Annotated in this window: 12 protein-coding genes; 5 read left to right on the top strand and 7 right to left on the bottom strand. The window is 34.1% G+C overall.

Features of this window, described 5'->3' with window-relative positions:
• Nucleotides 1–3 precede the first annotated feature (3 nt).
• The 4 genes from BC952_RS05670 to hisS all read right to left on the bottom strand — a co-directional run bounded on the left by BC952_RS05670 (nt 4) and on the right by hisS (nt 4,484).
• Nucleotides 4–924 (bottom strand): ABC transporter ATP-binding protein, encoded by a 921-nt coding sequence (locus BC952_RS05670; RefSeq protein ID WP_121364605.1) that lies wholly within the window; start codon nt 922–924, stop codon nt 4–6.
• Nucleotides 925–1,063: 139 nt separating this feature from the next.
• On the bottom strand, nt 1,064–2,179 hold the full coding sequence (dnaJ, locus tag BC952_RS05665) for a molecular chaperone DnaJ (protein ID WP_091164593.1): 1,116 nt from the start codon (nt 2,177–2,179) through the stop codon (nt 1,064–1,066).
• A gap of 78 nt (nt 2,180–2,257) precedes the next feature.
• Complete coding sequence (locus tag BC952_RS05660) at nt 2,258–2,833, bottom strand: nucleotide exchange factor GrpE (protein WP_121364604.1); 576 nt, start codon at nt 2,831–2,833, stop codon at nt 2,258–2,260.
• Between the two features lie 274 nt (nt 2,834–3,107).
• Nucleotides 3,108–4,484 (bottom strand): histidine--tRNA ligase, encoded by a 1,377-nt coding sequence (gene hisS, locus BC952_RS05655; RefSeq protein ID WP_121364965.1) that lies wholly within the window; start codon nt 4,482–4,484, stop codon nt 3,108–3,110.
• A gap of 353 nt (nt 4,485–4,837) precedes the next feature.
• Between hisS and BC952_RS05650 the strand changes: the two genes are divergently transcribed.
• Complete coding sequence (locus tag BC952_RS05650) at nt 4,838–6,082, top strand: ABC transporter permease (protein ID WP_167445721.1); 1,245 nt, start codon at nt 4,838–4,840, stop codon at nt 6,080–6,082.
• A gap of 32 nt (nt 6,083–6,114) precedes the next feature.
• Here the strand turns inward: BC952_RS05650 and prmC are convergent, their stop codons facing one another.
• Nucleotides 6,115–6,975: a peptide chain release factor N(5)-glutamine methyltransferase gene (prmC, locus tag BC952_RS05645; protein WP_121364603.1), complete on the bottom strand. Its 861-nt coding sequence runs from the start codon at nt 6,973–6,975 to the stop codon at nt 6,115–6,117.
• A gap of 94 nt (nt 6,976–7,069) precedes the next feature.
• A complete protein-coding gene (locus BC952_RS05640; protein WP_121364602.1) occupies nt 7,070–7,555 on the bottom strand; it encodes a GNAT family N-acetyltransferase in 486 nt (161 codons plus the stop codon).
• Nucleotides 7,556–7,671: 116 nt separating this feature from the next.
• On the opposite strand from BC952_RS05640, the gene ribD reads away from it, so the two are divergent.
• From ribD to BC952_RS05625, 3 genes are read left to right on the top strand one after another with little or no spacing between them, the layout of a single operon-like run.
• The gene (gene ribD, locus BC952_RS05635; RefSeq protein WP_121364601.1) at nt 7,672–8,715 is read left to right on the top strand and encodes a bifunctional diaminohydroxyphosphoribosylaminopyrimidine deaminase/5-amino-6-(5-phosphoribosylamino)uracil reductase RibD; all 1,044 of its coding nucleotides are present in this window, start codon (nt 7,672–7,674) and stop codon (nt 8,713–8,715) included.
• A complete protein-coding gene (locus BC952_RS05630; RefSeq protein WP_121364600.1) occupies nt 8,708–9,310 on the top strand; it encodes an HAD family hydrolase in 603 nt (200 codons plus the stop codon). Before ribD ends, BC952_RS05630 begins: the two co-directional genes overlap by 8 nt.
• A gap of 11 nt (nt 9,311–9,321) precedes the next feature.
• Nucleotides 9,322–9,951 (top strand): IMPACT family protein, encoded by a 630-nt coding sequence (locus BC952_RS05625; RefSeq protein WP_121364599.1) that lies wholly within the window; start codon nt 9,322–9,324, stop codon nt 9,949–9,951.
• A 29-nt stretch (nt 9,952–9,980) separates the two neighbouring features.
• Here BC952_RS05625 and BC952_RS05620 read toward each other — a convergent pair whose 3' ends face one another.
• On the bottom strand, nt 9,981–10,385 hold the full coding sequence (locus BC952_RS05620) for an acyl-CoA thioesterase (RefSeq protein ID WP_121364598.1): 405 nt from the start codon (nt 10,383–10,385) through the stop codon (nt 9,981–9,983).
• A 184-nt stretch (nt 10,386–10,569) separates the two neighbouring features.
• Between BC952_RS05620 and dnaA the strand changes: the two genes are divergently transcribed.
• Nucleotides 10,570–11,997, top strand: coding sequence for a chromosomal replication initiator protein DnaA (gene dnaA, locus BC952_RS05615; RefSeq protein ID WP_091164622.1), 1,428 nt, complete (start codon nt 10,570–10,572; stop codon nt 11,995–11,997).
• Nucleotides 11,998–12,004: the final 7 nt, after the last annotated feature.

Here is a 12,004-nt window from a genome sequence, read left to right as displayed (position 1 = left end):
AGTCTATTGTGTTACTGTTTGAATAAAAATATCATTGACGCTTGGAATCTTTTCTACAAAATGTGTTACTTGTCCGCATTGTGTGAGAATATTCAATAACTCATTTGGCGTGGCATTCCCTAGTTGAATTTCCAGTTTTAATTCGTTGTTCAATGATTTAAAATTAGCCGGACCAACAGTGAATTTTTGTGTAATAGCATACATCAATCCTTCTACATTATCTGATAAAATACCCACTTCAAAACTATTGGTTTTAAATTTTCTTTTAACATCGTCCAGTTTTCCTTCAATGAGTTTATTCGATTTATGAATCAGCGCAATATGGTCACACAATTCTTCTACGCTTTCCATACGGTGTGTAGAGAAAATTATGGTTGCTCCTTCTTCTCGCAATGCCAGAATTTCATCTTTGATAATATTGGCATTTACCGGATCAAAACCAGAAAAAGGTTCATCAAAAATCAACAGTTTAGGTTTATGCAAAACGCAAACTACAAACTGAATTTTTTGGGCCATTCCTTTAGAAAGCTCTTGGATTTTCTTGTTCCACCAGCCTTGAATTTCTAATCTTTCGAACCAATACTCGAGTTGTTTTTTGGCTTCAGCCTTAGAAAGCCCTTTCATTTGAGCCAAATACAAGCATTGTTCTCCCACTTTCATCGTGTTATACAATCCTCTTTCTTCGGGTAAATAGCCTATATATTGAACGTGTTTTGGTTGCAATTTTTCACCATCCAAAATAATTTCACCGCTATCAGGCAATGTAATTTGATTTATAATTCGGATAAGTGATGTTTTTCCGGCTCCATTTGGACCTAAAAGTCCGTAGATACTTCCTTTTGGAACCATTAATGAAACCTCGTTAAGCGCCACATAATCACCGTATTGCTTGACAACTTTATTCACTTCAAGAATATTACTCATGCTTATTTTTTAATTGGTGTAAAAGTAAATAATTAGTACCGAAATACTTAGAATAGTTACATAAAAAACCCATCCTTATTTTAACAAGGATGGGGAATATATTTTAAAAAGCATCGAAAAATTGTATCGCTACTCTTTATTATGAAAACATGTCTTTCACTTTTTCAAAAAATGATTTGTCTGATTTTTCAGGATTTGGAATAAAATTCTCGTCCGTAAGATTTTTTTCAAAAAACTGTTTTTGTTCTTTGTTCAATGTTTTTGGAGTCCAAACATTTACATGTACCAATAAATCTCCGTTTCCGTAGCCATTAATACTTGGAATTCCTTTTCCTTTTAATCTTAGAATTTTACCGGATTGAATTCCTTCTTCAAGTTTGATTCTTACTTTTCCGTTTATAGCTTCGATATCTTTAGAAATTCCAAGAACCGCTTCAGCAAAACTGATGTATAAATCGTAGTGCAAATTCTCTCCTTCACGTTTCAAGAACTCATGCTCCAATTCTTCAATTGCAACAATCAAATCTCCTGGAATACTGTTTCCCGGAGCATCGTTTCCTTTATTAGAAACTTTCAATTGCATTCCGTCAACAACACCCGCAGGTATTTTTATAGAAACCGTTTCATCTTCAAGAATCATTCCTTGTGAATCTGCTTCTGATGGTTTTTTATCTAAAATTTGACCAGAACCACTACATGTTGGACACGTAGAAGCTGATTGCATTCTACCCAAAATGGTATTCGTAACGCGCATCACTTGTCCTTGACCGTTACATGTAGAACACGTTTTATAGGTAACTCCAGGTGCTTGAACTTTACGTTTTACTTTTACTTTTTTCTCAACGCCATTGGCAATTTCTTCCAATGTCAATTTTACTTTGATACGAAGGTTGCTTCCTTTAGCACGACGAACTCCGCCGCCTCCACCGCCTCCAAAACCACCAAAACCGCCTCCGAAAATATCGCCAAACTGACTGAAAATGTCATCCATATTCATACCGCCGTGACCACCTCCGCCAAAACCTCCAGAACCATCAAAAGCTTGATGCCCATATTGATCGTATTTGGCCTTTTTCTGAGGATCACTTAATACTTCGTAAGCTTCAGCAGCTAATTTGAATTTATCTTCTGCCGATTTGTCTCCAGGATTTTTGTCAGGATGATATTGTAAAGCATTTTTTCTATATGCTTTTTTAATTTCAGCAGCATCAGCATTTTTTGAAATGCCTAATATTTCGTAAAAATCTTTTTTCATTTTTATTTTTTCTTTTGTTGAGACGCACTGCAGTGCGCATCCATGCGTGATATAAATACGCGATTAATCGCGAATCTATTACTGCCCTATTACAACTTTTGGAAAACGAATAATCTTGTCTCCTAATTTGTATCCTTTTTCAAGAACATCAACAATTTTCCCCTTCATCTTTGGCGCAGGAATCTGAGTGATTGCTTCAGCAAAATCAGCATCAAAAGCGTCTCCAGCTTTTACATCAACTTGCTCTAATCCTTTAGAAACTAAAGTGCTTTTAAGTTTTTCATGAATAAGTTCCACTCCCTTTGCCAACAATTCGTCATCCGATTTGTTAATTTCAACCAAAGCTCTGTCGAAATCATCTAATACAGGAAGCATTGCAAGCAAAACTTCTTGATTAGCCGTTTTAAACAACTCTATACGTTCTTTAGAAGTTCTTCTTTTATAATTTTCAAATTCAGCAAATAATCGTAAATACTTATCTTTTTCTTTTGCTAAGTCTTGTGTTAATTGTTCTTCAACACTTAATTCATCCTCAACAACAATTTGCTCTCCATTGGCATTATTTTCTAATGTCACTTCGTGTAATTCTTGATCGATTTCTGTATTTTCAGTAGTCATATTACTTGTATTTTTAAAAATATTCTTAAACTTCATTTTTATTCTTTTTTTTGGATTGCAAAAGTACTGCCAATTCTTTTAAAATGTCAAATTGTCACCTTTTTATTGATTTTCATTTTCTAATACATTCCATTTTTTAACAATTTTAAAATCGTCAAAATTTTAATATATTTTTAAGATTATCTCAATTAAAATTCTATATTTTTGTTATTATGTTTTTTAGAGACATTTTAAATAATTATTAATTCAGCTTTACTTTATACTAAAAAAGCTTCGTTTACTAAAACGAAGCTTTTTTCATGTTTTTAAATCAAGACTCTAACAAGCTTTGCTTTAAACTTTCAAAATCTAATGAAAGCTGTTCGCCAGTGACTAGATTTTTGAGTAAAAACGTATTTGAAGCCATTTCTTGTTCTCCTACAATTACAGCAAAAGGAATTCCTCGTTTGTCCGCATGCTGAAACTGCTTTGCGACTTTAGTATTATCCGGATACAACTCTACTTTTATGTTTGAATTTCTCAATTCTTTTATTGCTTTCATCGCATAGAAAGCTCCAGCTTCGCCATAATTGATAAACAATGCTTTTGAAGTTGCAGTTACAGTTTCCGGAAATAAATTCAATTCTTCGACCACCAGATAGATTCGGTCTAATCCAAAAGAAATTCCAACGCCACTCATATTTTTCAATCCAAAAATCCCAGTCAAATCATCGTATCTTCCACCACCACCAATGGACCCCATCGAAACTGATTTTGGCGGAGCCACTTCAAAAATGGCACCTGTATAATAATTCAATCCTCTGGCTAAGGTTACATCCAAGTCTAAAATTGCGGTTGACAAACCTAATTCAGTAACATTATCACAAATAAAACGAAGTTCCTCAACTCCTTTCATTCCTTCCTGTGAATCAGCAAGCAAAACCGAAAGTTGGTTTATTTTCTCCGAAATAGTTCCTGTAAAATTAAATAACGGCTGTACTTTCAGAATCGCTTCATCGGAGATTCCTTTCTCCATCATTTCTTTTTTGACACCGTCTTCACCAATTTTGTCCAACTTATCCAACGCTACCGTAAAATCAATCAATTTATCCGATGCACCAATCACTTCAGCAATTCCGGATAATATTTTTCTGTTATTTATTTTGATGGTCACACCTGCCAAACCTAAAGCGGTAAAAACAGTGTCATATAATTGTACTAATTCCACTTCTTGCCACAAGGATTTAGAACCTACCACATCCGCATCACATTGAAAAAACTCTCTAAAACGTCCTTTTTGTGGACGGTCTGCACGCCAAACCGGCTGAATTTGGTATCTTTTGAATGGAAATTCAATATCATTTTGGTGTTGCACCACATAACGCGCAAACGGAACGGTTAAATCATACCGCAAGGCTTTCTCGGAAATACTGGCCGTCAGCTTCGTACTGTCTTTATTTTCCAGATGCGTTTCATTGGCTTTAGCCAAATAATCTCCGGAATTTAATATTTTAAAAATCAAACGATCGCCTTCTTCTCCGTATTTCCCCATTAGGGTTTCGGAGTTTTCAAATGAAGGTGTTTCTATGGGTTGGAATCCGAATTTCTCGAAATTACTTTTTATAATCTGGATGATATATTGACGTTTTGCCACCTCAATTGGTGAAAAATCTCTAGTTCCTTTCGGAATGCTCGGTTTTGATGCCATGGTATGAGTATTGGATTTTAAATTTTTAGATTTCAGAAGTGTTGAAAAACTCCAAATTCTAATTCTTTGCAAATATCTTATTTTTAAAATTATTCTGTTTACAAATTTCAGCATTTTATTGCCCGATGCCTAGCCCAGATTAAAGCGGAAATACATCAGTAAAAAATACTATTGTTTTCTTGCCTGAAAGAGCGACCGCAGGAAGCTCCTTTTGGGCAATTGAAAACAAATTATTTTTGCTGCTGGATTATAACGGAAAGCTGGAAATAGCTTCAAATAAAAGAGATTATAATAAATTAATTTTTAGCCGAAGAAAATTTGTAACAAAAATTGTATTTTCGTGTCAAACTAGCATGATGTTAAAATTATTCAAAGAAAATATCCGTATCGCATTAGGTTCTATTAGAACGCAATTGTTGCGAACCGTACTTACCGTGTTGATTATTGCTATTGGAATTACAGCATTAGTAGGTATTCTTACCGTTGTTTCCGCTTTGGAAAACACTATTTCATCTGATTTCGCCTCCATGGGCGCCAATACATTCAACATCAATCAATATGAAAATACCACGCGAAACCGTGGTGGAGAAGAGCGCGAAATCATAAATCCAATCATTTCTTATCCTGAAGCTGTAGCTTTTCAAAACAAATACAACTATCCTTTTACCGAAACCTCGCTTTCGTTTACGGCAACATCAACAGCCGAAGTAAAATATGAATCTACAAAAACGGATCCTGAAATTAAGGTCGTAGGTGTTGACCAACATTTTATCACTAATTCTGGTTTAGAAACTAGTTTAGGACGAAACTTTACAAGTTTTGATATCGATAACAATTCTTATGTTTGTGTTGTCGGATCTGACTTTGAAAAAGGATTATTGAAAGACGTAAATCCAATTGACAAAACAATCTCTATCCGGGGAGCCAAGTTTAAAGTTATTGGTGTACTAAAGGAAAAAGGTTCCACTTTTGGCAACAGTCAGGATTTGAGAGTCTTAATTCCAATTCAAGTGGCACGTTCCCTGTTTACAGCACCAAACATAAATTACACGATGAGCATCATGGTTTCTAAGAAAGAATTATTAGAACAAGCCATTGATAATGCTACGAGTACCATGCGTAGAGTTCGCAAGTTAAGCCCGATTAAAGACAATAATTTTGGAGTAGTCAGAAGCGATGACCTCATCAACAGAATTTTAGGCATTACACAATATCTTGGATTTGCCTCTTGGCTTATTGGGATAATTACCGTGCTAGGGTCCTCCATCGCTTTGATGAATATTATGATCGTTTCAGTTACGGAACGCACCAGGGAAATAGGGGTTCGAAAAGCCTTGGGAGCCAAAAAAACAACTATAGCCTTTCAGTTTTTTATAGAAACTTTACTTATCGGTCAACTAGGCGGATTAGTGGGTGTTATTTTTGGTATCTTAATTGGTTTTGGTATTGCAACTGCGGTAGACTTTGTTTTTGTAATTCCTTGGGGAGCAATTATGGCTGCATTCATAACCAGTTTTATTGTTGCAATCGTTTCCGGCTTGTATCCCGCCATAAAAGCGGCTACGCTTGATCCAATCGAGGCACTGCGATATGAATAGTTGAAAAGAGTGAATTGAAAATCTACATAAAGCTAAATTTTCATACTCGCTCTGATCATCCTGTCATTTCCGTAAATATCCTTAAGTAGCTCGATAGCAGCAAAATTCATTTTTTCGAGTAAATCAATCATTTCTTTCCCTAAATATTGATTGATTTCAAAGTACAATTGTCCGTTTTCAGACAGGTTTTTCTGAGCCAATTTGGCTATTTTTTTGTAAAAAATCAACGGATCGTTATCTTCTACAAAAAGTGCCAAATGCGGTTCATTGTCCAATACATTTTTCTTGATTTCTTCCTTTTCTAAATTCCGGACGTAAGGCGGATTAGAAACAATAATATCAAATTGTTGTTCTAAATCTACTGTTTCAAGAATGTTTTGATTGATAAAAGTAATGTTTACGGAATTATTTTCTGCATTTCTTTTGGCTGTTGCCAAAGCTTTTTCAGAAACATCAATGGCAAAAACTGTGGTATTTGGAAGATTTTTTGCCAATGAAATGGCGATACAACCGCTTCCCGTTCCAATATCCAAAATACGGATATTTTGACTTTCGATTCTCGACTTTTGACTTTCTAAAATCCATTCGACTAATTCTTCGGTTTCTGGTCTTGGAATTAAAACGTTCTCATTGACTTCAAAATCCAACCCATAAAAACTCGTTTTTCCTAAAAGATATTGTACTGGAATTTCCTGTTTCAATTGTTCTAAAATCGAGTTCCAAACTACAATTTCCGCTTCCGAAAAAACCAAATCAGGATGCAACGCCAAGTCTATTCTTTTCAATTGATGTTTTTCTTCTACTATTAAATAGAAAAAACTCTCTGCTTCTCCAGCATCATAAATTGGAGTCAGTTCTTGAATAAATTGGGTTCTGTATTCTTTAATTTTCATTTTTCTTATTTGAAATGCTTATTTAAAAACTACTTTTATTCTCTAAACCTCTTTGTTTATTAAAGTTCCAAGTGTTTTTGTAATTCGGTCTTTCTTACAAATCCTTCAACATCCAAACAGGACAACTGGTATGACCCGTGCTTCCCATCGGAGAACAAATGTATTCAAAACCTACTTTCTTGTACAGTTTTTGAGCATCAAGCATAAAAGGCATTGTTTCCAAATAGCATTTTTCAAAACCAAAATCTTTGGCACTTTGTAAACATTGAGCCATCATTTGGCTTCCAATTCCAAGTCCTCTGGTTTCCGGTAAAAAATACATTTTTTGAAGTTCGCAGATCGTTTCCGCTTCATTTTCAAGTGGTGAAACACCGGCAGAACCTATGATTTTTCCATCCTTTTCTACAACATAATAAACCGATTTAGGTTTGTTGTATTCCTCAAACATTAAATCCAAATACGGATCTTCATAAGCTGTTCCTACTTTTGGAATGTTTAATTCGTCAAAAACGGCTCTTATCAATGCTGCAACTGCTTGATTGTCCTCTTTTTTTATTTTTCTAATGCTGTAATTTTCCATTTTCTTCAAAAACTAATTTTATATGCAAAAGTAGAAATTGTTTAGTGTTATTTTAGAAAGTTTCAAAACTAATCCCGAAGTTTCGGGGCTAAACCCAAAATAACTACTTTTGTGTTGTGAAAATACATGAAAAATATATCAGACGATGCATCGAATTAGCCAAAAATGGTTTGGGAACAACGTATCCAAATCCTTTGGTAGGCAGTGTTATTGTTTACGAAGACAAAATCATTGGCGAAGGCTGGCATAAAAAATCAGGAGAACCGCACGCCGAGGTAAATGCCGTGAATTCTGTAAAAGACAAATCGTTGTTGAAAAAAGCTACTATTTATGTGAGTTTAGAACCGTGTAGTCATTTTGGCAAAACGCCACCTTGTTGTGATTTGATTATAAAGAATAAAATTCCAAATGTAGTTATTGGAACTGTTGACCCCAATATAAAAGTGGCAGGAAACGGAATCAAAAAACTAATGGAAGCGGGAATACATGTTACCGTAGGAATTCTTGAAGAAGAATGCAATGAACTTAATAAAAGGTTTTTTACATTTCACGAAAAGAAAAGACCCTATATTATTTTGAAATGGGCCGAAAGTCAAGATGGTTTTATCGCGCCAAAAGAAAAATTAGAAAAAAAACCGGTCTGGATTACAAATCCATATTCGAGACAATTAGTCCATAAATGGAGAACGGAGGAACAAGCTATTCTAGTGGGAACTCAAACTGCCATTGATGATAATCCAAAACTGAATGCACGCGATTGGTCTGGAAACAATCCGATTCGATTGGTTATCGACCAAAACAATCGCATTCCTGAACACAACCATATATTTGATAATCAAGCTAAAACAATCCTGTTTTCAAAATCAAGAAACAGTATTAAAAAAGAAAACACTATATTTGAAATAATTGATTTTGAAAAAAACATAGTAGAACAAATTGTGCAAATACTATATCAACATCAAATTCAATCCGTAATTATTGAAGGCGGCAGGCATACTTTACAAACTTTTATTGATGCCAATCTTTGGGACGAAGCACGAATATTTGTTGGAAGTGTCGAATTTAAGGAAGGAACTAAGGCTCCTAATATTGCTAAAAACCAGTTCAAAAAACAATCTATTGGTAATGACGAATTAATACTATCTAAAAACTATGATTAACACTATAATTTTTGATTTTGGAGATGTTTTTATCAACTTAGATAAGGAAGCACCGGTTATTGAGTTTAAAAAGTTAGGTTTAAATGAATGGCATGACGATTTAAAAGACCTAAATGTAAAATTTGAAAAGGGACAGGTTTCCGAACTTCAATTTATAAATGGTTTTCAAAAACATTTACCAAATGCTTCGATAGAAGATATCAGAAATGCCTGGAACGCAGTTTTATTGGATTTCCCCTTATACCGATTAGAATTCCTGCAATTGCTTTCACGAAAATACCGCCTATTTTTACTAAGCAATACAAATGCAATGCACATTGATAAATTTCAACATAAAGCCGGAATGACTTTTTACAGAGATTTTTATCAATGCTTTGAAAAAGTTTATTTCTCCTTTGAGTTAGGAATGCGAAAACCTGAAGCAGGAATTTTCAATTGTCTCATAAAAAAGCATGATTTAAACCCAAAACGCACCTTATTTATTGACGACAAGAAAGAAAACACTGATGCGGCACATGCATTAGGATTTAAAGTCTGGAATTTACAAGTTGGAAAAGAAGATATCGTGCATTTATTTGACAAAAAAATAATTTAGAAAAGCAGCTTTTGGAATTTAAAGACACCTATAATACTATTGAATTTGCCTCAGAAGAATTATTATTCAAAGAAAAAAATAGCAAATTCTTTGGTTATGCTTACCCAATTAAATCAGAAGAAGAAGTAAAACCGCTAATAGAAACCTTACGAAAACAACACCCCAATGCAGGACATTTTTGTTACGCATATCAAATAGGTGCTGACATCGTAACCTACAGAGCAAATGATGATGGAGAACCCAGCAATAGTGCCGGAATGCCTATTTATGGGCAAATACAGTCGTTTTCTGTTACAAACATACTCATTGTAGTGGTTCGGATTTTTGGCGGAGTAAAACTAGGCGTTGGCGGATTAATTTCTGCCTATAAAACCACTGCGCAAATGGTTCTTGAGACCTGTGAAATTGTCGAAAAAACAATAGATATTCATTTCACCATCTCATTTGATTACCAAAACATGAATAAAGTGATGCGGGTAATCAAGGAAAAGAAGTTGGAAATTGTATCCCAGGAAATGGAAATAAATGAAATTACCTCACTTCCCATGGGTAAAATCGAGATAAAAACACGAAAAAAAAATGCCGAAATGGTATTCGACATTTTTAATTCGATGTTTGAAATCGAAATAAATCGACTTTAATATCGTTACAAAATTGCCTGTTTTATAATTTATTCCATAGTTTTTAACAAATCTAAAATATAATCAGGTGGAACTGTCGGGCGACCCGTTTTTAGGGATATAAAAACCAAAATAAATTGGGCAGTTGTTAATAACTCATCCGATTCATTATAAATAGCGCAATCAAATTCTATCTTAACAGAAGTCTGACTTTTAAAAGTGGTGTGAACTGTAAGCAACTCATCATAGCGAGCTGATTTTTTATAATTTATATTCATGGAAACTATAGGCAGCGCAATACCGCTTTCCTCCATGCTCTTATACGAAATCCCTTTGTTTCTAAGCCATTCCACCCTTCCTATTTCAAAATATGGAATATAATTTCCATGATAAACAACTCCCATTTGGTCTGTTTCGGAGTATCGAACCCTAACTTCTATTTGATGATCTTTCATTAATTATGAATTAAAAATTTAAATTTTGAGCGGCACCTTACAACAATAATTCGTAAAATTATTACCCTATATATTTTTTTTTACAGAAATTTGTTCACATATTTGTTACCCCGATAATAAATAACAAAACATCTTTTTTTTAGTAAGATAACAATTACCAATTAAAAAAAATTTTATAGAATATATGAACAAAACTGCTCAATCAGTATGGGAAAACTGTTTGTCTTTCATAAAAGACAACATCCAAGACCAAGCGTACAAAACTTGGTTCGAACCAATCAAATCAGTTGAACTTACCGATAACGCATTATATATTCAAGTTCCAAGTAAATTTTTCTACGAATGGTTAGAAGAACACTATGTGAAATTATTAAAAGTGGCCCTTACCAAAGAACTTGGAAAAAACGCTAAGTTACTTTATAAAATCAGAATGGAAAACACTTATGGCAACAAACAACCGTTTACGGAACAATTGCCAAGTGCCAATAGAGTTCCTATGAAGCCCCAAGAAGTTGATGCTCCATTTAAAAACTTAAATCCAGAGTTAAAAAATCCTTTTGTAATTCCAGGAATTCGAAATTTGAAAATTGAATCACAACTGAATGCAAATTACAGTTTTGACAATTTTCTAGAAGGAGATTCTAATAGATTAGCGCGTTCTGCAGGTATGGCCGTAGCCAATAAACCTGGCGGCACTTCATTCAACCCCTTGTTAATTTTTGGTGGAGTTGGTCTTGGAAAAACACATTTGGCACATGCAATTGGTGTGGAAATAAAAGACAAATATCCTGAAAAAACGGTATTGTATATCTCTGCCGAAATTTTTACACAACAATATATTGATTCTGTAAAGAAGAACAACCGTAATGATTTCATTCATTTTTATCAATTAATTGATGTTTTAATTATTGATGATGTGCAGTTCCTTTCTGGAAAATCAGGAACTCAGGATGTATTTTTCCATATATTTAATTATTTACATCAAAATGGAAAACAGGTAATCTTGACATCTGACAAGGCGCCAGTTGACATGCAGGATATCGAACAACGCTTGTTATCTCGTTTCAAATGGGGATTGTCTGCAGAAATACACCAACCGGATTATGAAACCAGAATTTCTATCCTTAAAAACATATTGTATAGAGACGGTGTAGAAATTCCAGAAGAAATTATTGAATATGTTGCCCGTAATATTAAATCAAATGTACGGGAATTGGAAGGGGCAATTATTTCCTTGATTGCACAGTCTTCATTCAATAAAAAAGAAGTCACATTAGAACTTGCTAAAAGTGTTGTTGAGAAATTTGTAAAAAATGTAAAACGAGAAATTTCCATCGATTACATTCAAAAAATTGTTTCGGATTACTTCCAGTTAGATTTAGAAACCTTGCAATCTAAAACCAGAAAAAGACACGTGGTGCAAGCCAGACAATTGGCAATGTTTTTTGCAAAAAAATTCACTAAAGCTTCTTTGGCAAATATTGGTTCCCAAATTGGAGATCGCGATCACGCAACAGTGTTACACGCCTGTAAAACCGTTGACAATTTAGTGGCTACTGACAAACAGTTCAAGAAATTCGTGGAAGATATCAATAAAAAATTAACGCTATAAACGCATC

Origin of the sequence: Flavobacterium limicola, from assembly GCF_003634755.1 — a bacterium.
GTDB classification, from domain to species: Bacteria; Bacteroidota; Bacteroidia; order Flavobacteriales; family Flavobacteriaceae; genus Flavobacterium; species Flavobacterium limicola.
Note: the sequence above shows the minus strand (reverse complement) of the source record. Positions and strands in the feature narration are given on the sequence as shown.

Excerpts from the sequence above, each read along its gene's own strand:
- BC952_RS05670 (WP_121364605.1), bottom strand. The coding sequence starts at position 924 with ATGAGTAATATTCTTGAAGTGAATAAAGTTGTCAAGCAATACGGTGAT.
- dnaJ (WP_091164593.1), bottom strand. The coding sequence starts at position 2,179 with ATGAAAAAAGATTTTTACGAAATATTAGGCATTTCAAAAAATGCTGAT.
- BC952_RS05660 (WP_121364604.1), bottom strand. The coding sequence starts at position 2,833 with ATGAAGTTTAAGAATATTTTTAAAAATACAAGTAATATGACTACTGAA.
- hisS (WP_121364965.1), bottom strand. The coding sequence starts at position 4,484 with ATGGCATCAAAACCGAGCATTCCGAAAGGAACTAGAGATTTTTCACCA.
- BC952_RS05650 (WP_167445721.1), top strand. The coding sequence starts at position 4,838 with ATGATGTTAAAATTATTCAAAGAAAATATCCGTATCGCATTAGGTTCT.
- prmC (WP_121364603.1), bottom strand. The coding sequence starts at position 6,975 with ATGAAAATTAAAGAATACAGAACCCAATTTATTCAAGAACTGACTCCA.
- BC952_RS05640 (WP_121364602.1), bottom strand. The coding sequence starts at position 7,555 with ATGGAAAATTACAGCATTAGAAAAATAAAAAAAGAGGACAATCAAGCA.
- BC952_RS05630 (WP_121364600.1), top strand. The coding sequence starts at position 8,708 with ATGATTAACACTATAATTTTTGATTTTGGAGATGTTTTTATCAACTTA.
- BC952_RS05620 (WP_121364598.1), bottom strand. The coding sequence starts at position 10,385 with ATGAAAGATCATCAAATAGAAGTTAGGGTTCGATACTCCGAAACAGAC.
- dnaA (WP_091164622.1), top strand. The coding sequence starts at position 10,570 with ATGAACAAAACTGCTCAATCAGTATGGGAAAACTGTTTGTCTTTCATA.